Raw genomic sequence first — 19013 nt, forward strand, 5'->3', positions numbered from 1 at the left:
CCGCATGGGACATGCTCCGGCGCCGGCGCATTGATTCGACCTTTACGTTTCTTGACTCCGTCATGGAGACCCAAAAGGCGCGCAACGCCAACGTTGCGCGCTTTTTTTCTTTGTGCCTCGGCCCGTGATCGCGTCCGCGTTTACGCGCTTTTTATACGAGCGCCAAGACCTTTGATCCGGATTTAATGCCGCAGCGGGTAACTTTCAGCCATCCGTCATCCGCGAATGGAGAACACGACAATGGATGTGCTGTATATCGGGGGGCTGGTGGTTTTCGCCGCGCTCACATACGCGTTGATCGCGGGCTGCGAGAAGCTCATGCAGTACCGCCGCGATCAAGGTGCGAAGGGGGTGCGCCCATGACCTGGATCTTCTGGCTATCGGGGGCGGCAACGCTGTTGCTGTTCGTTTATCTCGTCCATGCGCTGCTGCGCGCGGAGGATATCGAATGAACGCCAACAATCTGCTCCAGGCGGGGATTTTCCTCGTCATTCTGCTCGCGCTCGCGGTGCCTGTATCGGGCTACATGACGCGCGTTCTCGACGGACGCTCGCGCGTCGTGCGGCTCTTCGCGCCGCTCGAAAACTTCCTCTATCGCATCGCCGGCGTCGATCCGCAGGCCGAGATGAACTGGAAGCGCTATGCGCTCGCCACCATCTCGTTCAACGTGCTCGGCGTGGGCTTTCTCTATGTGCTGCTGCGCATTCAGGGCTGGCTGCCCGGCAATCCGCAGCAGTTCGGCGCGATGACGGTGGACGGCGCGTTCAACACGGCCGTGAGTTTCGTCACCAACACCAACTGGCAGGACTACACGCCCGAGCAAACGGTGAGCTATCTCACGCAGATGCTCGGCCTCACCGTGCAGAACTTCCTGTCGGCGGCGACGGGGATCGTGGTCGTGATCGCGCTGATCCGCGGCTTTGCACGCCACTCGGTACAGACCATCGGCAACTTCTGGGTCGACCTCACGCGCACGACGCTCTACATCCTCGTGCCGATGTCGGCGATCATTGCTGGGCTCCTGATGAGCCAGGGCATGATCCAGAACTTCAAGGCGTATCAGGACGTGCCGGTGCTGCAAACCACGACCTACGCCGCGCCGAAGCTCGACGCCCAGGGCAACCCGGTGAAGGACGCGAAGGGCAATCCCGAGACGGTGGACACGAAGGTCACGTCGCAGACGCTCGCCATGGGTCCGGTCGCCTCGCAGGTCGCGATCAAGATGCTCGGCACCAACGGCGGCGGCTTCTTCAACGCGAACTCGGCGCATCCGTACGAGAACCCCACGCCGGCCTCGAACGTCATCGAAATGTTGGCGATCCTGATCATTCCGGCCGCGCTGTGCCTCGTGTTCGGCAATATGGTGGGCGATCGCAGGCAGGGCGTCGCGGTGCTCGCGGTGATGACGGTGGCGTTCGCCGTGGCCGTGGGCGGCGTGCTGTCCGCCGAGCAGTCGGGCAATCCGATGTTCACGACGCTCAACGTCGACCAGCACGGCAGCGCGCTGCAAGCCGGCGGCAACATGGAAGGCAAGGAAACGCGCTTTGGCATCGCGCAAACGGGCATCTTCGTGGTCGCGACCACGGCGGCTTCGTGCGGCGCCGTGAACGCGGCGCACGACTCGCTCACGCCGCTCGGCGGTCTCGTTCCGCTGCTCTTCATCCAACTCGGCGAGGTGATCTTCGGCGGTGTCGGTTCGGGTCTCTACGGCATGCTCGTGTTCGCGCTGCTCGCGGTGTTCGTGGCGGGGCTCATGATCGGCCGCACGCCGGAATATGTCGGCAAGAAGATCGAGTCGTTCGAGATGAAGATGGTCTCGATCGTCGTGCTGCTCACGCCGCTGCTCGTGCTGCTCGGCACCTCGATCGCCGTGCTCTCCGACGCGGGCAAGGCCGGTATCGCCAATCCGGGTGCGCATGGCTTCTCCGAGATCCTGTACGCGTTCAGCTCGGCCGCCAACAACAACGGCAGCGCGTTCGCAGGCCTGACCGTGAACACGCCGTTCTATAACTGGCTGCTCGCCATTGCCATGTGGTTCGGCCGCTTCGGCACCATCATTCCGGTGCTCGCCATCGCGGGTTCGCTCGCGAGCAAGAAGCGCATTGCTGTGACGGGCGGCACGCTGCCCACTCATGGCCCGCTCTTCGTCGTGCTGTTGCTCGGCACGGTGCTGCTGGTCGGTGCGCTCACCTATGTGCCCGCGCTCGCCCTCGGTCCCGGCGTCGAGCATCTGATCATGATGGGCGTGCATTGAACGGGGGCCTTCGCAACATGAGCGAAACGAAAATGAATCAGCATAGTGCAACTCGGTCCATGTTCGATCCGGCGCTGGTGCGCCCGGCCATCGTGGACTCGTTCAGAAAACTCAATCCGCGCACGCAGTTGCGCAACCCGGTGATGTTCTGCGTCTACGTGGGCAGCGTGCTCACGACGATCCTCTGGATCGCGGCGCTCGTGGGCCAGGCCGAAGCGCCCGCGGGTTTCATCCTCGCGGTCGCGCTCTGGCTGTGGTTCACGGTGCTGTTCGCGAACTTCGCGGAAGCGCTCGCCGAAGGACGCTCGAAGGCGCAGGCGGCGTCGCTTCGCCAGGCCAAGAAAGACGTCATGGCCAAGAAGCTCAACGAGCCGCATCCGAAGGCTCCGATCCGCATCATGACGGCGTCCGATCTGCGCCGCGGCGACGTGGTGCTCGTCGAGACCGGCGACACGATCCCGGCCGACGGCGAAGTGATCGAAGGCGTGGCATCGGTGGACGAATCGGCCATCACGGGCGAATCGGCGCCGGTGATCCGCGAGTCGGGCGGCGACTTTTCCTCCGTGACGGGCGGCACGCGCGTGCTCTCCGACTGGATCGTCGTGCGCGTCACGGCGAACCCGGGCGAAGCGTTCCTCGATCGCATGATCGCGATGGTCGAAGGCGCGAAGCGCCAGAAGACGCCGAACGAAATCGCGCTCACGATCCTGCTCGTCGCGCTGAGCATCGTGCTGCTGCTCGCCACCGCGACGCTGCTGCCGTTCTCGATGTTCTCGGTCGAGGCCGCGAAGATGGGCCACGTGGTCACGATCACGGCGCTCGTGGCGCTGCTCGTCTGTCTGATTCCGACGACCATCGGCGGTCTGCTTTCGGCGATCGGCGTGGCCGGCATGAGCCGCATGATGCAGGCCAACGTGATCGCGACTTCGGGCCGCGCGGTGGAAGCAGCCGGCGACGTGGACGTGCTGCTGCTCGACAAGACCGGCACGATCACGCTCGGCAATCGTCAGGCATCGATGTTCCTGCCGGCGCCCGGCGTGAGCGAAGAAGTGCTCGCCGACGCCGCACAGCTCTCGTCGCTCGCCGACGAAACGCCGGAAGGCCGCAGCATCGTCGTGCTCGCGAAGCAGCGCTTCAACATTCGCCAGCGCGACATGCATTCGCTGCACGCCGCGTTCCTCGCTTTCAGCGCCCAAACGCGCATGAGCGGTGTGGACATGCCCGGCCGCGAGATCCGCAAGGGCGCGGCCGACGCCGTGAAGAACTATGTTCAGGCGCATGGCGGCCGTTTCCCCGGCGAAGTCGACAACGCCGTGGACGATGTGGCCCGCCGCGGCAGCACGCCGCTCGTGGTGGCCGAAATGCATGACGGCGCCGCGCGCGTGCTCGGTGTGATCGAGCTGAAGGACGTGGTGAAGGGCGGCATCAAGGAGCGTTTCGCCGAACTGCGCAAGATGGGCATCAAGACCGTGATGGTGACGGGCGACAACCGCCTGACCGCCGCCGCGATCGCCGCCGAAGCGGGCGTGGACGACTTCCTCGCGCAGGCCACGCCTGAAACCAAGCTCGCGACGATCCGCGAACATCAGGCGCAAGGCAAGCTCGTGGCGATGACGGGCGACGGCACCAACGACGCCCCGGCGCTCGCGCAGGCCGACGTGGCCGTGGCGATGAACACGGGCACCCAGGCCGCGAAGGAAGCGGGCAACATGGTCGACCTCGACTCGAACCCGACCAAGCTCATCGAGATCGTCGAGATCGGCAAGCAGATGCTCATGACGCGCGGCTCGCTCACGACGTTCTCGATCGCCAACGACGTCGCGAAGTACTTCGCGATCATTCCGGCGGCGTTCGCTTCGACGTATCCGCAACTGCGCGTGCTCGACGTGATGCATCTGACGTCGCCGTCGTCGGCAATCCTCTCGGCGGTGATCTTCAACGCGCTCATCATCGTGATGCTGATTCCGCTCGCGCTCAAGGGCGTGAAGTACCGGCCGCTCGGCGCCGCGACGCTGCTGCGCCGCAATCTGCTGGTCTACGGCCTCGGCGGCATTCTCCTGCCGTTCCCGTGCATCAAGCTCATCGACATGGTGCTCGCCGCGTTCGGCTGGGTCTGAGCCGCGCAGGCAGACGCCCACGGATAGATACATAGGAAGCCAAAATGAAATCGCAGTTTCGTCCTCTGATCGTGATCTTCGCCGTGCTGACGGTCATCACCGGCCTCGTGTATCCGGCCGTGATGACCGCGTTCGGCCAGGCCGCGTTCCATCACCAGGCCAACGGCAGTCTGGTCGAAGTCGACGGCAAGGTGGTGGGCAGCGCGCTCATCGGCCAGCAGTTCGACGCGCCCCAGTACTTCTGGGGCCGTCTGTCGGCCACCTCGCCGATGCCGTACAACCCGGCGGGCTCGGGCGCCTCGAACCTCGGGCCGACCAACCCGGCGCTCGCCGACGAGATCAAAGGCCGCATCGCCGCCCTCAAGGCCGCGGGCACCGATGTCTCGCAGCCCATTCCGGCCGACCTCGTGACGTCCTCGGGCAGCGGGCTCGATCCGGAGATCTCGCCGGCCGCGGCCGCCTACCAGGTGGCGCGCGTGGCGCAGGCGCGCCATATGAGTGCGAACGACGTGCAGGCGCTCGTGGACCGCTTTACGAGGGGCCGCCAGTTCGGCCTCTTTGGCGAGCCGCGTGTGAACGTGCTCGAACTCAACCTTGCGCTCGACGGCAAAGAGGTTAGCTGAGCGGGAACGTTGAGCCGCGCCGCACGCTCGACGCCTCGCGCGTCGCGCGTGCGGTTTGCCATTTCCGTGCCACGGTGAGACGATCATTCGTGCCACAGGTGCAACCTCCGTGAATTTCATCCCGACTTCCGCATGAACCGCCCCGATCCCGACGAACTGCTCGACCGGCTGCAGCGCGACGAAGAAAAACGCCGCCGCGGCAAGCTGAAGATTTTCTTCGGCGCGTCAGCTGGCGTCGGCAAGACCTATGCGATGCTGCAGGCCGCCCGCCGGCGCGCCGAGGAAGGCGTGGACGTGGTGGTCGGCATCGTCGAGACGCATGGGCGCAGCGAGACCGCCGCGCTCACCGCCGGCCTCGACGTGATGCCGCGTCAGCGTATCGCCTACCGCGGGCGGCTGCTGGAAGAGTTCGATCTCGACGCTGCGCTCGAACGCAAGCCGCAGCTCGTGCTCGTCGACGAGCTGGCGCATTCGAACGTGGCCGGCGCGCGCCACATGAAGCGCTGGCAAGACGTGTACGAACTGCTCGACGCGGGCATCGACGTCTACACGACCGTCAATGTGCAGCACCTCGAAAGTCTCAACGACGTGGTGGGGCAGATCACGGGCATTCGCGTCTGGGAGACCGTGCCCGACCGTGTGTTCGACCGCGCCGACGAAGTCACGCTCGTCGACCTGCCCGCCGAAGAACTGCTCGACCGCATGCGCGACGGCAAGGTGTACATGCCGGCGCAGGCCGAACGCGCGGTGCGCAACTTCTTTCGCAAGGGCAACCTGATCGCGCTGCGCGAGCTTGCGCTGCGCCGCACCGCCGATCGCGTGGACGCGCAGATGCGCGAGTATCGTGCCGATCGCTCGATCCAGCACGTGTGGCAGGCGCGCGAGCGCCTCGTCGTCTGCGTGGGACCGGGGCCCGAGGCGAACGCGCTGGTGCGCGCAGCCGCGCGACTCGCCGCGAGCCTGAAGGCCGACTGGATCGCCGTGTACGTGGAGACGCCGAAGCTCCAGCGTCTGCCCGACGCCGTACGCGAGCGCACGCTCGGCGCGCTCAAGCTCGCCTCCGAACTCGGCGCCGAAACGGCGACGCTCGCGGGCGAGGACGCCGCGACCACGCTGGTCGGCTACGCGCGGCTGCGCAATGTCTCGAAGCTCGTGGCGGGCGGGTCGCTGCGCACGGGCTTGTCACGCTGGGTGAAGCGCCCGTTCGGCGAGCGCCTTGCCGAAAAAGCCGGCGACGTCGATCTCACGCTCGTGCGCGCGAGCGCGGGCGAAGCCGTGCGTGGGGGCAGCGAGCCCGGGGGGGCGGCCAGCGCCGCGACGCGCGCCGCCAACGCCTGGCGCGATGCACTTGCGGCGGGCGGCGCCGAGCGCTCGCCGCCGCGCGCCTACGGGGCCGCGCTCGTGATCTGCGCGTGCGTGACGCTCGTCGCGAACCAGCTGATCGACCGCATCGATCTCGCGAACCTCGTGATGCTGTATCTGCTCGGCGTGATCTTCGCGGCGACGAAGCTCGGGCGCGGACCGGGCGTGATGCTCTCGTTTGCAAGCGTCGCGGCGTACGACTTTTTCTTCGTGCCGCCGCGCATGTCGTTCTCGGTCTCCGATACGCAATATCTGCTGACCTTCGTCGGCATGCTGCTCACTTCGCTCGTCATCAGCCATCTCACGTCGAGCCTGCGCCGCGAGGCGAGCGTCGCGCAGCGGCGCGAACAGCGCACCGGCGCGATGTACGCGATGGCGCGCGAGCTGGCCGCGGCGCTGACCACGGAGCAGATCGTGGCGATCGGCAGCCGCCACGTGAGCGAGGTGTTCGGCGCGCGGGTGGCGCTGCTGCTGCCCGATAGCGCCGATAAGGTGCAGCAGAAGATCGAGGAGCCCGATCCGAAGATCATGCTCGACGCCGAAAACCTCGACATCGACGTGGGGCAGTGGGTCTACGACCAGCAAAAGCCCGCGGGCAACGGCACCGACACGCTGCCGGCGGCCGTCGCGCGCTATCTGCCGCTCAAGGCGCCGATGCGCACGCGCGGCGTGCTCGCCGTCGTCACACGCGACGTGCGCGAGCTGCAGGTGCCCGAGCAGCAGCGCATGCTCGACGCGTTCGCCGCGCAGATCGCGCTTGCGCTCGAGCGCGTGCACTACGTCGACATCGCGCGCGACGCGCTCGTCAACATGGAGTCGGAGCGGCTGCGCAACTCGTTGCTCTCGGCCATCTCGCACGACCTGCGCACGCCGCTCACGGCGATCGTCGGCTTCTCGTCGATGCTCGCGCAAACGCACGAGCCCGAGGATGCGCAAGACTCGCGCTCGGGCGAGCTGATCGAGGCGATTCACGACGAGGCGCTGCGCATGACGGGCATCGTCACGAACCTGCTCGACATGGCCCGGCTGCAGGCGGGCAGCCTCAATCTCAATCGTCAGTGGACGCTGCTCGAGGAAACCGTGGGCGCCGCGCTCGCCGCTTGCCGCCGCGTGCTCGCGCGGCACCCCGTGCAGGTGAGGCTGGAAGAAGGCTTGCCGCTGCTTCAGCTCGACGCCGTGCTGATGGAGCGGCTCTTCTCGAACCTGCTGGAGAACGCCGCCAAGTACACGCCCGCCGACACGCCGCTCACCATCGCGGCGCGGCGCGTGGAGGAGGGCGGCCAGCCGTTCGTGCGCGTCTCGATCGAGGACAACGGGCCGGGTCTGCCGCCCGGCATGGGCGAGCGCGTGTTCGAGAAGTTCACGCGCGGCGAGAAGGAGTCGGCCAAGCCCGGCATCGGGCTCGGACTCGCCATCTGCCGCGCGATCGTGGAGGCGCACGGGGGTACAATCGGCGCAGCCAATCGCGTTGCCGCCGACGGCCATGTGGAAGGCGCGACGTTCTGGTTCGCGCTACCCGTGGAGTCGCCGCCGCCGCTGCCCGCCGATGTGACCGATGCGCCGGAGGCACACGAAGCGCTCGAGCCGCTCGAGCCGCTCGAGCCCGCCGGCGATGCAGAACATGCGAGCGCCGCCGAACCTGTCAGAGGCGAATCCGTCGCACGGATGCCCGCCTCTCAAGAAAACGTCGATCCCAAACCCGCAAATGAGTGACCCGAGCATCGCCGTCGTTCTCATCGAAGACGAAAAACAGATTCGCCGATTCGTGCGCGCAACCCTGGAGGGCGAAGGCATCGTCGTGCACGACGCCGAGACCGGCAAGCAGGGCCTCGTCGAGGCCGCCACGCGCAAGCCCGACCTCGTGATCGTCGACCTGGGCCTGCCCGACACCGACGGCCTCGACGTGATCCGCGAACTGCGCGGCTGGAGCGATCTGCCCGTGATCGTTCTGTCGGCGCGCACCCAGGAAAGCGAGAAGGTGGCCGCGCTCGACGCCGGCGCCGACGACTACCTCACGAAGCCCTTCGGCGTGTCCGAACTGCTCGCGCGCATTCGCGCGCAGCTACGGCGGCGCAACCGAGGCGGGGCGAACGAGGTGCCGCAGGTGAGCTTCGGCGCCGTGAACGTCGATCTGGGCTTGCGCCAGGTCACGCGCGAAGGCGCGCCCGTGCATCTCACGCCGATCGAGTACCGCCTGCTCGCCACGCTCGTGCGCGATGCGGGGCGCGTGCTTACGCACCGGCAACTGCTGCGCGAGGTCTGGGGGCCGTCGCACGTGGAGAGCAGCCATTACCTGCGCATTTACATGGCGCATTTGCGGCAGAAATTGGAGCGCGATCCCGCGCAACCGGAGCACATCATCACGGAGACGGGCGTGGGGTATCGGCTGGTCGGCGTGCAGTAGGGCTGCACTGCGAGCCTGCACTGCGCCGGTGCTATCATTACAGCTCTGTAAGGACGGCCTTACGGATTCTGACGTCATCGGGGACGGCCCCATTTTTTAAATGGAGCGTTCCCCATGTCCTGGTTTCTTCTTCTCGTCGCCGGCCTGCTCGAAGTGGCGTGGGCCGCCGGTCTCAAATCTTCCGAAGGATTCACGCGGCTCTGGCCCTCGGTGTTCACCGTGGTCACTGCCCTGGGCAGCTTCGTCCTGCTCGCCATGGCCATGCGTCAGCTGCCGCTCGGCACCGCCTACGCGGTGTGGACGGGCATTGGCGCGGTCGGCGCGTTCGTGTTCGGCATCCTCATGATGGGCGAGGCAGTGAGCGCCGCGCGCGTGGCAAGCGCCGCGCTGATCGTGCTCGGCCTCATCGGACTCAAGCTTTCTTCGGCCGCCTGATTAAATTCGCTGCGCATACCTCGATGCGGACCTGTGCCGCGGCCGCGCAACACCGCTGCGGCACCGCAGCGAGCGTGGCTATAATGGAACGGTCATAACCCGATAACCCTCCGCGCCGCATGAGCGGCGAGCGTGTGCGCACAGCGCCTGCTCTCCCGCTTTGCGCGTGGAGCGCCGGCGCCCCGGCCGCCCGCGCGAGGAGGCAAGCCATGCTGGAACCACTTTCGCTAGCAGCGGGCCTGTCCTGGGGCAGCGGCCTGCGTCTCTATCTCACGGTGCTGATGGCCGGCGTCTTGCAACGTCTTGGCCTGATCCATCTGCCCGACACGCTTGCCGCGCTCGCTTCGCCGTGGGTGATCGGCATCGCCGCCGCGCTCACGGTCCTCGAATTCCTCGCCGACAAGATTCCCGCGTTCGATTCGCTCTGGGACGCGGTGCACACCTTCATCCGTATTCCGGCCGGGGCCGTGCTCGCAGCCGGTGCGCTCGGCCATGCCGATCCGGCGCTGTTGACCGTCGCGGCGCTTGCGGGCGGCACGCTCGCGGGCACGGCGCATCTCGCCAAGGCGGGCACGCGCGCGTTGATCAATCTGTCGCCTGAGCCGGTGTCGAACGTCGTCACATCGAGCGCCGAAGACGGTATGACCTTCGTCGGCGTGCTGCTCGCGCTCTTCGTGCCTGTGCTCTTCCTCGTCATGCTCGTGGCGTTCCTCGTGCTCGCGGCCTGGGCGCTGCCGCGCCTGTGGCGCGGCGTGCAGGGCGGTTTTCGCGGCATGGCGACGCACATGGTTTCGCGGCTTTCGCTGCGAGGTCGTCACGATTGAGCGGCGGCGCGCCTTCTTCCTCCAACGCCAGACCTCCGCGCAGCGAAGGCGGCCCGGGCTTCGTGCAGGCTGAGCCGCCGGGCGCAACTGGTGGCCCGGCCGGTCCTGGCGGCCCGCGTGCGCCGGTGGCCGTGCGCACCACACCAGGCTGGTCCGATCTCGTGCATCTTGCCGCGCGCATGACGGCGCGCGACTGGCGCGCGGGCGAACTCACCATGCTGCTGTTCGCGCTCGTGCTGGCCGTGGCGGCGCTCGCCAGCGTCGGTTTTCTCGCCGATCGACTGCAGCGTGGCCTTGAGCGCGATGCCCGGCGCATGATCGCCGCCGATTTCATCGTGCGCGCCGATCACCCCGTCGATCCCATGTTCGCGCGCGAGGCGCAGTCGCTGTCGCTGCGCACGGCGACCACGGCGATCTTCCCGAGCATGGTGAGTTCGGGGACGCCACAGGCCGCGGCAGCGGCGGGCGCTTCCGCCGCCCCGGTCGCCACGGCCACTCGTCTTGCTGCCGTCAAGGCCGTCTCGGCGGACTATCCGTTGCGCGGCGCGCTGCGCATCGCCGCGGCGCCGGGTGCACCCGATCACGCGGCGCAAGGCATTCCCCCGCCCGGCACCGTCTGGGTGGACGACGAACTGCTCGACGCGCTCAAGCTCCATGTCGGCGACACGGTGAAGGTCGGCACACGCACCTTCACCGTGAATGCGCTCATCACGAAAGAACTCGACCGCGGCTTTTCGTTCGTGAACTTCTCGCCGCGGCTCATGATGCGCGCCGACGAAGTCGCGTCGACCGGACTGCTCGGCTATGGCAGCCGCGTGACCTACCGCCTGCTCGTGGCGGGCGCCGATCCGGCCGTCGCGCAGTTCGCGTCCTGGGCGCGTGCGCGCGTGGATGGCGGCAAGATGCGCGGCGTCGCGCTCGAATCGCTCCAGGACGGCCAGCCTCAGGTGCGCCAGACGCTCGACCGCGCGCGCCACTTCCTCACGCTGGTTTCGCTCCTGACAGCGCTGCTCGCGGCGGTGGCGATCGCCATGGCCGCGCATCGCTACACGCGCCGCCATCTCGACGCCTGCGCCGCGATGCGCTGCCTCGGCGCGAGCCAGCGCACGTTGCGCACGCTGTTCGTGCTGGAGTTCGCGGGGCTCGGACTCGTGGGCGGCGTAGCGGGCGTGGCGCTCGGCTACGCGGGTCATCTCGCGCTGCTGGCGTGGCTCGGTAATCTCATCGACGTCGTGCTGCCGCAGCCCGGGCCGTTGCCCGTGCTCGAAGGCATCGCCGCGGGCCTCGTGCTGCTGCTGGGCTTCGCGCTGCCGCCGCTCCTGCCGCTCACGCGCGTGCCGCCGGTGCGCGTGCTGCGCCGCGAGTGGGGCGACGAAGGACGCGCCGCGTGGGCGGCCTATGGCGTCGGCATTGCGCTGTTCGCGGGGCTGCTCGTGATCGCGGCGGGGGAGTTGAAGCTGGGCGGCATCGTCGCGGGCGGTTTCGCGATCGGGCTGCTCGTGTTCGCCGGCGTGGCGCGCGCGGCGCTCTGGTGCGCGGCGCGCGTGGCGCGCAGCGGACGCCTCTCCGGGCAGGCGCGCGCGGGCGTGGGTTGGCGCTATGCCCTGGCGTCGCTCGAACGGCGTCCGGGCGCTAGCGCGCTGCAAATCACGGCGCTCGCCATCGGCCTGATGTGCCTGTTGCTGATCGCGATGACGCGCAACGACCTCGTCGAAGGCTGGCGCAAGTCCACGCCGCCCGACGCGCCCAACGAATTCCTCATCGACATCCAGCCCGATCAGCGCGACGCCGTGGCCGCCTGGCTGCGCTCGCATGGCATTGCCGGGGCTGCCGACAGCGATCTCCAGCCGATGGTGCGCGGGCGCCTCATCTCGATCAACGGCAAGCCCGTGAATCCCGACTCGTACAAGAGCGAGGACGCGCGCCGGCTCGTCGATCGCGAGTTCAATCTCTCGTACACGACGAAGCTGCCCGACGACAATCGCATCGAGGCCGGCACCTGGTATGGCGACGCGGCCACGCCGCAGCTATCGATCGAGCAGGGACTCGCGAAGCTCATCAACGTGAAGCCCGGCGACGTGCTCAAGTTCGACGTGACGGGCCTGGAAGTCACGGCGCCCGTGACGAGCGTGCGCAAGCTCGACTGGGGCTCGTTCAAGGTCAACTTCTTCGTGCTGATGCCGCCCGAACTGCTGCGCGATTTTCCGGCGACGTACATCACGAGCTTTCACCTGCCGCCCGGGCAGCGCCAGGTCGTGGACGGTCTCGTGGCCCGCTATCCCAACGTCACCGCGATCGACATCGCGCCGATTCTCGCGCAGATCGAGCGTGTGCTGGAGCAGGTGATCGGCGCGGTGCAGTTCCTCTTTCTCTTCACGCTCGCCGCCGGCGTGCTGGTGCTCTACGCGGCGCTCGCGGGCACGCGCGACGAGCGCATGCGCGAGTCGGCGCTGCTGCGCGCGCTGGGGGCATCGCACCACCAGGTGCGCGCGGTGCAGGTGGCCGAATTCGTTTCCGTGGGTGCGCTCGCGGGGCTCATGGCGGCAATCGGCGCGCAGGCAGTGGGCTCGGTGCTCGCCACGCATGTGTTTCTCTTCTATCTTCCGTTCGATCCGTGGCTTTTGCCTGCGGGCATCGCCGCAGGCGTGGTGTGCGCGGGCGTGGGCGGGTGGATCAGCTTGCGGCACGTGCTCGCGCGGCCGGCGCTGCAGTCGCTGCGCGACGCGTAGTGCAGCAACCCGCGGCCACCCGCCACGCGCCGCTGTGCGAAAATCAGCGGTTAGCGGCAGTGCGCTGCCGTCCCTCTTTTTTCCCGATTCAACCGTATGACCGATCCAGCCGACGAAGCGCCGCAGAAACCCACGGCCTTCGAACTCGTCGGCGGCGAGGCGCGCGTGCGCGAACTCGTCGACCGCTTCTATGACCTGATGGACCTCGAGGCCGATTTCGCGGGCATCCGCGCGATGCATCCGCAAACGCTCGACGGTTCGCGCGACAAGCTGTTCTGGTTTCTCTGCGGCTGGCTTGGCGGCCCGGACCACTACATCGAACGCTTCGGCCATCCGCGCCTGCGCGCGCGCCATTTGCCGTTCGCGATCGCCTCGTCCGAGCGCGACCAGTGGCTGCGCTGCATGGCCTGGGCGATGGAAGACGTGGGCCTGGCGGAACCGTTGCGCGAGCGCCTGCTGCACTCGTTCTTCGATACCGCCGACTGGATGCGCAATCATCCGGGCTGATTGACGGGGCCCGATTGTTCCGGTCCCTGCGCCGGTACAGTCAGGCGCTCACGCATCGCGGCCGTCCGGCGGGGCGTTTCGCCTCGCGGCCATAATGGCCTTTTGGCGGGCGTCCGGCTTTGCGCGGCTCGCCGTACGCAAAACAAGGAGACACCCACGATGACGACCACCCGCGCGCTCTTTCGCGAAGACGCCTATCTCACGCAGTGCGAAGCGACCGTGCTTGCCGTTGGCGAGGACGGCGTGCGGCTCGACCAGACCGTGTTCTATCCGCTCGGCGGCGGCCAGGCCGGCGACGCCGGCGCGCTGGTGCTCGCCGACGGCACGCGCATCGAGATCGCCGACACGCGCAAGGCGAAGTTCGAAGGCGCGACGCCCGACGACGCGCTCCACGTTCCCGCGCCCGGCCAGGAGGCGCTGCTCGCGCGTCTCGGCGCGGGCGAGCGCGTGCGCGCCGAGATCGACTGGGCGCGCCGTCACCGGCACATGCGATTGCATACGGCGAGCCATCTGATGTGCGCGGTGCTGCCATATCCCGTGGACGGCTGCAGCATCACGACCGACTATGCGCGGCTCGATTTCGCGACCGTCGAGCCGATCGAGCGCGAGATGGTGGAGGCGCGGCTCGCCGAACTCGTGTCGGGCGCGCACGCGGTGGCGACCGAATGGATCACCGACGAGGAAATGGCGCAACGCCCCGAACTCGTGCGCACGATGAGCGTGAAGCCGCCGATGGGCCTGGGCCGTGTGCGGCTGTTGCGTATCGATAACGTCGATTTGCAGCCCTGCGGCGGCACGCATGTGCGCAATACGCAGGAAATCGGTGCGCTGCGGGTGGCGAAGCTCGAGAAGAAGAGCGCGCGCACGCGGCGTCTCGTGCTGGAACTGGCGTCATGACGCTCGACGCGCGTGCGCGCGAGGTGCTCGACTTCTGGTTCGGCGCGCCGGGTTCGGAGGAGTTCGGCCGCGAGCGCAAGATGTGGTTCCGCAAGAACGCCGCGTTCGACGCCAGGCTGCGCGAACGCTTCGGCGCGCTGCTCGACGCCGCGTGTGCAGGCGAGCTCGACGCATGGTGCGAGACGCCTGAAGGCGCGCTCGCGCTCGTGATCGTGCTCGACCAGTTCTCGCGCAACTGCCACCGCGGCACGCCGCGTGCATTCTCCGCGGACGACAAGGCGCTCGGCATCGCGCGCAGGATGGTGGCGAACGGCGCGGATCTGCGCCTGCCCACGCTGCAGCATCGCTCCTTCGCTTATCTACCGTTCGAACACGCCGAAAGCGCCGAAGCGCAGCACGAATCGCTGCGTCTGTTCGGCGAGCTGGCGAAGGATCCCGAGGGCAAGGGCTACTACGATTACGCGGTGCGCCACGCGCAGATCATCGAGCGCTTTGGGCGCTACCCGCATCGCAACGTGCAACTGGGCCGCGATTCCACCGACGAAGAAGCCGCTTTTTTGCGCGAGCGGGGTTCGTCGTTCTAGCAAAAGCCAGCGCGCGAGTTCAGCGTCCGCCGCTCACATCGAGCAGGGCGCCTGTGACATACGAGGCCGCGTCGCTGAGCAACCACGCGATCGTTTGTGCGACTTCGTCGGCGCTGCCGGGCCGGCCGAGCGGCGTTTGCGCGCCGAGCACGGCCGCGCGGTCGGGGCGTCCGCCGCTCGCGTGGATTTCGGTGTCGATGAGGCCTGGGCGCACCGCGTTCACGCGCACGCCCTGCGGGCCGAGTTCTTTGGCGAGCCCGATCGTCATCGTGTCGACCGCGCCTTTGGACGACGCATAGTCCACATATTCGTTGGGCGAGCCAAGCCGCGCGGCAGCCGAAGAAACATTGACGATCGAGCCGCCGTCGCCGCCGCGATCCTTCGACATGCGCCGCGCCGCTTCGCGTGCGCACAAAAACGCGCCGTACACGTTGACGTCGAACATGCGCTTCAGACGCTCGGCGCTCATGTCGGCGACCTGGCTGCCGGGCGCCACGATGCCCGCGTTGTTCACGAGCGCATCGATACGGCCATAGGCCGATTCGAGCGCGTCGAACATCGCGACGACGTCTGCCTCGCTCGCGACGTCGCCGCGCAGCACGCGCGCGTGGCCGCCCGCGCGGCCCACTTCGGCGGCGGTTTCGTCGGCGGCCGGTTCGTTGTGCAGATAGTTGACGCCCACGGTCCAGCCGTATGCGCCGAGCAGGCGCGCCGTCGCGCGGCCGATGCCGCGGCTCGCGCCGGTGATCAGGACAACCTTGCTCATCGCGATGTACTCGTCATGGAGGTAACTGCGCGTGGTGCCTGCGGATTGTCGGGCGAACGGCGCGATGCGGCCGGGTCAAACGTTCTCGCGCAAATCCGCCCACTTGTCCTTCGTGGGCGCGTGGTAACGCTTGAGCCTGGCGATCAGCGCCACGGGATCGCCGTCGGTTTGCAGCATGTCGCGGTAGGTCTGGCGCATGAAGCCTTCGCGCACCGTGTGATCGAGCAGCGCCATGAGCGGATCGTAAAAGCCGCCGATGTTCAGCACGCCCACCGGCTTGCGGTGATAGCCGAGCTGCGCCCACGTATAGACCTCGAACAGCTCTTCGAGCGTGCCCGCGCCGCCCGGCATCGCGACGAAGGCGTCGGAGAGGTCGGCCATCATCTTCTTGCGGTGGTGCATGTCGGGCACGACATGCAGCTCGGTGAGGCCCACATGGCCCACTTCCTTGTCCACCAGCAGCTTGGGGATCACGCCGATGGCGCGGCCGCCGCCCGCCATCACGGTGTCGGCGATCACGCCCATCAGGCCGACCTTGCCGCCGCCATAGACGAGCGCGAGGTTCGAGGCGACGAGCGCGCGGCCGAATGCCTGTGCGGCTTCGGTGTAGACCGGATTGGCTCCGGGCGAGGAGCCGCAATATACGCAGACTGCTTTCATTCGGCTTTTGCCTTTATTCGCGGTTGTCCTTGGCGGCGCCCGCGCCTTCGCGCGGCGGCAGGTAGTCGTAGAACTCGCGTTTGGCGAGCTTGCCCGAGACGAGATCGTCGAACAGCTCGCGCGCGCGGCCGCGCAGATACGGCGCCATCAGCGAGACGATCTGCACGCTGACCTGGTGCAGCTCGTCGCGAATCGCTTCCTGGTCGTTGTACTTGCGCGGATTCATCACGAACTGGTACGAGAGCCAATAGGTGGCGATCACACCGATATTGGTCGAGATCACGTCGATCTCGGCGGGCGTGGCGACCATGTCGCCGTCTTCCACGAGCTGCTCGCAGAACTGCTTCGCGAAGTGCACCTTGTGGCTGATGATCTGCTTGAAGTGCATCTCCAGCGTGCGGTTGCGCGCGAGCAGGTCGTTCAGGTCGCGATAGAGAAAGCGGTAGCGCCACGTGAAGTCGACCATGTACTGCAGGTACGCCCACATCTCGTCGATGGTGGCGCGATGGTCTTCGGGGAAGCGCAGACGCTTTTCGATCTCCTGCTCGAACTGGCTGAAGATGCTGTTGATGATGTCGTCTTTGTTGCGGAAGTGGTAGTACAGGTTGCCTGGACTGATCTCCATTTCCTCGGCGATGGTCGTCGTGGTGACGTTCGGCTCGCCTATCTCGTTGAACAGCTTCAGCGACAGCTCGAGAATCCGTTCGCGTGTACGGCGGGGAGGTTTGGCATCCATGTCGTCCGGCCCTGAAAATGCAGTGCCGGGCTCAGGCGCCCGCTCGTATGTTGCGGTGCGCGCGGCCCGGACGCGGTTGGTCGTTATAAGACTGTCGTTCGATTATAAACCGACGGCCCGCGCGCACCGACAGCTTGCGCCTGTCAGATGCCGGGGAGCGTGGCGAGGCCCCGCGGACTGGGGGCGTTTAGGCGCTAGAGTACGCCGATTCCGTGCAGCAGCAGCGGGCCGAAACGGGGCACGAGAATCAGTCCCCAGGTCAGGACGCAGAGCAGCAAGGCGAGCGTCACCGCCGCGCTGCCCAGGTCCTTGGCGCGGCCCGAGAGCTCGTTGCGCTCGAGGCCGATGCGGTCCACCGCGTTCTCGATGCTCGAATTGAGCAGTTCGACGATCAGCACGAGGATCACCGAGCCAAGCAGCAGCACGCGCTCGACGGGCTCGACCGGAATGAACACGCCGATCGGCACGAGGATGGCCGCGAGCGTGAGCTCCTGGCGAAATGCGCTTTCCTCGCGGATGGCGGCGCGAAAGCCCTTGATCGAGTACTTGAGCGCCTTCCATGCCCGGGTGATGCCGCGGTTGCCCTTGTAGGGGTTGAAGGGCAGCGGGGCGAGTGGATCGTCGGGGCCGAGCGGTTCGTGCAGATGCGGCGCCTCGGGCGGTTCCGGTGCGGCCGCGCGTGGCGCAGCGGGCCCGGTGGGCTTGGCTGGCTCGCTTGCCGATGCCGGTGCGGCTGGCGGCGCAACGCCAGATGCGACAGCGGCGGAAGCGCTCGCGCGCGGATCGAGCGCTTCGGCGGCGCGTGCGGCGCGCGTAGAGCCGCCGGCACGCTGGCTGGCTGGCGCATTGGAACTGCGTGCGCCCTGGGCGCTATGCGGCGGTAACGGAGGACGTGGCGTCATGGTGGTGCCAGGTAGTACCCCAGTATCGCACGCGTGCGAGGCGGTTGCGCCGGGGCCGTCCGTGTCCCCGGCGCGCTCGCGGACAATCGAAGCGCGCACCATAGCCGGCCCCGCGCTCAGGCAGCGGCGCTGGAGGGCTCCATCGTCGCGCGCGAGCGCGGCTTCAGATGCGCCGCGAACTGCTCGGAGGCGGCGCGCCACGAGAAGCGCTCGGCCCAGGCGCGCGCCTCGGCGCGGTCGATCTTTAACGCTTCGAGGCACGCTTCGCGCAGGTCTTCGTTCATCGAACCCGCGCCGCCCGTGCCCAGCACGTCGATCGGGCCTGTCACCGGGTAGGCGGCCACGGGCGTACCGCATGCGAGCGCTTCGAGCAGCACGAGACCGAAGGTGTCGGTGCGGCTCGGGAACACGAAGACGTCGGCGGCCGCGTAGACCTTCGCAAGCTCGGGCTGGCTCAGGACACCCAGGTAATTCGCCTGGGGATAGCGCGACTTCAGTTCGGCGAGCGCCGGGCCTTCGCCGCACACCCATTTCGAGCCGGGCAGATCGAGCTTGAGAAACGCCTCGACGTTCTTCTCCACGGCCACGCGGCCCACATACAGGAAGATGGGGCGCGCCGTGTTCAGCACCTTCGATTCCATCGGCCGGAAGATGTCGAGGTCCACGCCGCGCGTCCACAGCACGACGTTCGTGAAGCCGAACTTCTCGAGGTCGGTCTTCACGACGGGCGTGGGCGCCATCACCGCGAGCGAAGGCTTGTGGAACCAGCGCAGGAAGCGGTACGTCGCCGAGAGCGGAATGCCGAAGCGCGCCTGCACGTACTCGGGAAAGCGCGTGTGATAAGCGGTCGTGAACGGCAGGTCGTGGTCGATCGCGTAGCGGCGCGCGGCGAGTCCGAGCGGACCTTCGGTCGCGATGTGGATTGCATCGGGCCCGAATGCGCTGATGCGTTCGTGCAGATGCCGCTTCGGAAACAGCGAGAGCTTGATTTCCGGGTAGGTGGGGCACGGTATCGTGCGGAACTCCAGCGGCGTAAGCAGTTCGACCTGATGGCCGAGCGCGATGAGTTCGCGCGTCGTGTTCTTCAGGGTTCGAACTACGCCGTTGACCTGCGGCTCCCATGCATCGGTCACGATCATTACTTTCATCGGTCGTCGGCCCTCTCGTCGTTCGGTAGTGCGGTTATGGCTGTTGCGTAACGGTATCAGTCGAT

The 19013-nt window shown here is 67.4% G+C and carries 18 protein-coding genes; 13 read left to right on the forward strand and 5 right to left on the reverse strand.

Going from position 1 to position 19013, the window contains the following annotated elements; genetic code table 11:
* Window positions 1-240: 240 nt before the first annotated feature.
* The 13 genes from AB4Y43_RS23985 (at window position 241) to AB4Y43_RS24045 (ending at window position 14736) form a co-directional block, all read left to right on the forward strand.
* Window positions 241-363, forward strand: a complete 123-nt coding sequence (locus tag AB4Y43_RS23985) for a potassium ABC transporter ATPase (RefSeq protein ID WP_069265305.1) — start codon at window positions 241-243, stop codon at window positions 361-363.
* Window positions 360-452 carry a K(+)-transporting ATPase subunit F gene (gene kdpF, locus AB4Y43_RS23990; protein ID WP_027819619.1) on the forward strand — a complete coding sequence of 31 codons (93 nt, stop codon included), beginning with the start codon at window positions 360-362 and terminating at the stop codon, window positions 450-452. Before AB4Y43_RS23985 ends, kdpF begins: the two co-directional genes overlap by 4 nt.
* Complete coding sequence (gene kdpA, locus AB4Y43_RS23995; protein WP_368683895.1) at window positions 449-2254, forward strand: potassium-transporting ATPase subunit KdpA; 1806 nt, start codon at window positions 449-451, stop codon at window positions 2252-2254. The genes kdpF and kdpA overlap by 4 nt, the downstream gene beginning before the upstream one ends.
* A gap of 32 nt (window positions 2255-2286) precedes the next feature.
* Window positions 2287-4371 (forward strand): potassium-transporting ATPase subunit KdpB, encoded by a 2085-nt coding sequence (gene kdpB, locus AB4Y43_RS24000; RefSeq protein WP_368683894.1) that lies wholly within the window; start codon window positions 2287-2289, stop codon window positions 4369-4371.
* 44 nt (window positions 4372-4415) lie between these two features.
* Window positions 4416-4994, forward strand: a complete 579-nt coding sequence (kdpC, locus tag AB4Y43_RS24005) for a potassium-transporting ATPase subunit KdpC (protein WP_368728946.1) — start codon at window positions 4416-4418, stop codon at window positions 4992-4994.
* A 132-nt stretch (window positions 4995-5126) separates the two neighbouring features.
* Complete coding sequence (locus AB4Y43_RS24010; RefSeq protein ID WP_368728947.1) at window positions 5127-8069, forward strand: DUF4118 domain-containing protein; 2943 nt, start codon at window positions 5127-5129, stop codon at window positions 8067-8069.
* Window positions 8062-8760: a two-component system response regulator KdpE gene (kdpE, locus tag AB4Y43_RS24015; RefSeq protein ID WP_069265302.1), complete on the forward strand. Its 699-nt coding sequence runs from the start codon at window positions 8062-8064 to the stop codon at window positions 8758-8760. The genes AB4Y43_RS24010 and kdpE overlap by 8 nt, the downstream gene beginning before the upstream one ends.
* A 114-nt stretch (window positions 8761-8874) precedes the next feature.
* Window positions 8875-9195, forward strand: coding sequence for a quaternary ammonium compound efflux SMR transporter SugE (sugE, locus tag AB4Y43_RS24020; RefSeq protein WP_069265301.1), 321 nt, complete (start codon window positions 8875-8877; stop codon window positions 9193-9195).
* A 209-nt stretch (window positions 9196-9404) separates the two neighbouring features.
* On the forward strand, window positions 9405-10019 hold the full coding sequence (locus AB4Y43_RS24025) for a DUF4126 domain-containing protein (RefSeq protein WP_069265300.1): 615 nt from the start codon (window positions 9405-9407) through the stop codon (window positions 10017-10019).
* Window positions 10020-10198: 179 nt separating this feature from the next.
* Window positions 10199-12748 carry an ABC transporter permease gene (locus tag AB4Y43_RS24030; RefSeq protein WP_368728955.1) on the forward strand — a complete coding sequence of 850 codons (2550 nt, stop codon included), beginning with the start codon at window positions 10199-10201 and terminating at the stop codon, window positions 12746-12748.
* A gap of 96 nt (window positions 12749-12844) precedes the next feature.
* The gene (locus tag AB4Y43_RS24035) at window positions 12845-13255 is read left to right on the forward strand and encodes a group II truncated hemoglobin (protein WP_069265299.1); all 411 of its coding nucleotides are present in this window, start codon (window positions 12845-12847) and stop codon (window positions 13253-13255) included.
* 159 nt (window positions 13256-13414) lie between these two features.
* Entirely contained in the window at window positions 13415-14152 is a 738-nt protein-coding gene (locus tag AB4Y43_RS24040; RefSeq protein WP_342947948.1) for an alanyl-tRNA editing protein, read from the forward strand.
* Window positions 14149-14736 carry a DUF924 family protein gene (locus tag AB4Y43_RS24045; RefSeq protein ID WP_342947949.1) on the forward strand — a complete coding sequence of 196 codons (588 nt, stop codon included), beginning with the start codon at window positions 14149-14151 and terminating at the stop codon, window positions 14734-14736. Before AB4Y43_RS24040 ends, AB4Y43_RS24045 begins: the two co-directional genes overlap by 4 nt.
* 19 nt (window positions 14737-14755) lie before the next feature.
* On the opposite strand, the gene AB4Y43_RS24050 is transcribed toward AB4Y43_RS24045, so the two are convergent.
* The 5 genes from AB4Y43_RS24050 to AB4Y43_RS24070 all read right to left on the reverse strand — a co-directional run bounded on the left by AB4Y43_RS24050 (window position 14756) and on the right by AB4Y43_RS24070 (window position 18948).
* Window positions 14756-15502: an SDR family oxidoreductase gene (locus AB4Y43_RS24050; RefSeq protein ID WP_342947950.1), complete on the reverse strand. Its 747-nt coding sequence runs from the start codon at window positions 15500-15502 to the stop codon at window positions 14756-14758.
* Between the two features lie 75 nt (window positions 15503-15577).
* The gene (locus AB4Y43_RS24055) at window positions 15578-16162 is read right to left on the reverse strand and encodes a TIGR00730 family Rossman fold protein (RefSeq protein WP_368728948.1); all 585 of its coding nucleotides are present in this window, start codon (window positions 16160-16162) and stop codon (window positions 15578-15580) included.
* A gap of 13 nt (window positions 16163-16175) precedes the next feature.
* Window positions 16176-16898, reverse strand: a complete 723-nt coding sequence (locus AB4Y43_RS24060) for a TetR/AcrR family transcriptional regulator (protein WP_069265294.1) — start codon at window positions 16896-16898, stop codon at window positions 16176-16178.
* Between the two features lie 194 nt (window positions 16899-17092).
* Window positions 17093-17800, reverse strand: coding sequence for a diacylglycerol kinase (locus tag AB4Y43_RS24065; protein ID WP_368728949.1), 708 nt, complete (start codon window positions 17798-17800; stop codon window positions 17093-17095).
* A gap of 116 nt (window positions 17801-17916) precedes the next feature.
* On the reverse strand, window positions 17917-18948 hold the full coding sequence (locus AB4Y43_RS24070; protein WP_069265293.1) for a glycosyltransferase family 1 protein: 1032 nt from the start codon (window positions 18946-18948) through the stop codon (window positions 17917-17919).
* Window positions 18949-19013 lie beyond the last annotated feature (65 nt).

Origin of the sequence: Paraburkholderia sp. BR10872 (genome assembly GCF_040965835.1) — a bacterium.
In the GTDB taxonomy this organism is placed as follows: domain Bacteria; phylum Pseudomonadota; class Gammaproteobacteria; order Burkholderiales; family Burkholderiaceae; genus Paraburkholderia; species Paraburkholderia nodosa_A.

What these genes read in the sequence shown, in the direction of transcription:
- AB4Y43_RS23985 (WP_069265305.1), top strand. Translation starts at nt 241, where the DNA reads ATGGATGTGCTGTATATCGGGGGGCTGGTGGTTTTCGCCGCGCTCACA.
- kdpF (WP_027819619.1), top strand. Translation starts at nt 360, where the DNA reads ATGACCTGGATCTTCTGGCTATCGGGGGCGGCAACGCTGTTGCTGTTC.
- kdpA (WP_368683895.1), top strand. Translation starts at nt 449, where the DNA reads ATGAACGCCAACAATCTGCTCCAGGCGGGGATTTTCCTCGTCATTCTG.
- kdpB (WP_368683894.1), top strand. Translation starts at nt 2,287, where the DNA reads ATGAATCAGCATAGTGCAACTCGGTCCATGTTCGATCCGGCGCTGGTG.
- kdpC (WP_368728946.1), top strand. Translation starts at nt 4,416, where the DNA reads ATGAAATCGCAGTTTCGTCCTCTGATCGTGATCTTCGCCGTGCTGACG.
- AB4Y43_RS24010 (WP_368728947.1), top strand. Translation starts at nt 5,127, where the DNA reads ATGAACCGCCCCGATCCCGACGAACTGCTCGACCGGCTGCAGCGCGAC.
- kdpE (WP_069265302.1), top strand. Translation starts at nt 8,062, where the DNA reads ATGAGTGACCCGAGCATCGCCGTCGTTCTCATCGAAGACGAAAAACAG.
- sugE (WP_069265301.1), top strand. Translation starts at nt 8,875, where the DNA reads ATGTCCTGGTTTCTTCTTCTCGTCGCCGGCCTGCTCGAAGTGGCGTGG.
- AB4Y43_RS24025 (WP_069265300.1), top strand. Translation starts at nt 9,405, where the DNA reads ATGCTGGAACCACTTTCGCTAGCAGCGGGCCTGTCCTGGGGCAGCGGC.
- AB4Y43_RS24030 (WP_368728955.1), top strand. Translation starts at nt 10,199, where the DNA reads ATGACGGCGCGCGACTGGCGCGCGGGCGAACTCACCATGCTGCTGTTC.
- AB4Y43_RS24035 (WP_069265299.1), top strand. Translation starts at nt 12,845, where the DNA reads ATGACCGATCCAGCCGACGAAGCGCCGCAGAAACCCACGGCCTTCGAA.
- AB4Y43_RS24040 (WP_342947948.1), top strand. Translation starts at nt 13,415, where the DNA reads ATGACGACCACCCGCGCGCTCTTTCGCGAAGACGCCTATCTCACGCAG.
- AB4Y43_RS24045 (WP_342947949.1), top strand. Translation starts at nt 14,149, where the DNA reads ATGACGCTCGACGCGCGTGCGCGCGAGGTGCTCGACTTCTGGTTCGGC.
- AB4Y43_RS24050 (WP_342947950.1), bottom strand. Translation starts at nt 15,502, where the DNA reads ATGAGCAAGGTTGTCCTGATCACCGGCGCGAGCCGCGGCATCGGCCGC.
- AB4Y43_RS24055 (WP_368728948.1), bottom strand. Translation starts at nt 16,162, where the DNA reads ATGAAAGCAGTCTGCGTATATTGCGGCTCCTCGCCCGGAGCCAATCCG.
- AB4Y43_RS24060 (WP_069265294.1), bottom strand. Translation starts at nt 16,898, where the DNA reads ATGGATGCCAAACCTCCCCGCCGTACACGCGAACGGATTCTCGAGCTG.
- AB4Y43_RS24065 (WP_368728949.1), bottom strand. Translation starts at nt 17,800, where the DNA reads ATGACGCCACGTCCTCCGTTACCGCCGCATAGCGCCCAGGGCGCACGC.
- AB4Y43_RS24070 (WP_069265293.1), bottom strand. Translation starts at nt 18,948, where the DNA reads ATGAAAGTAATGATCGTGACCGATGCATGGGAGCCGCAGGTCAACGGC.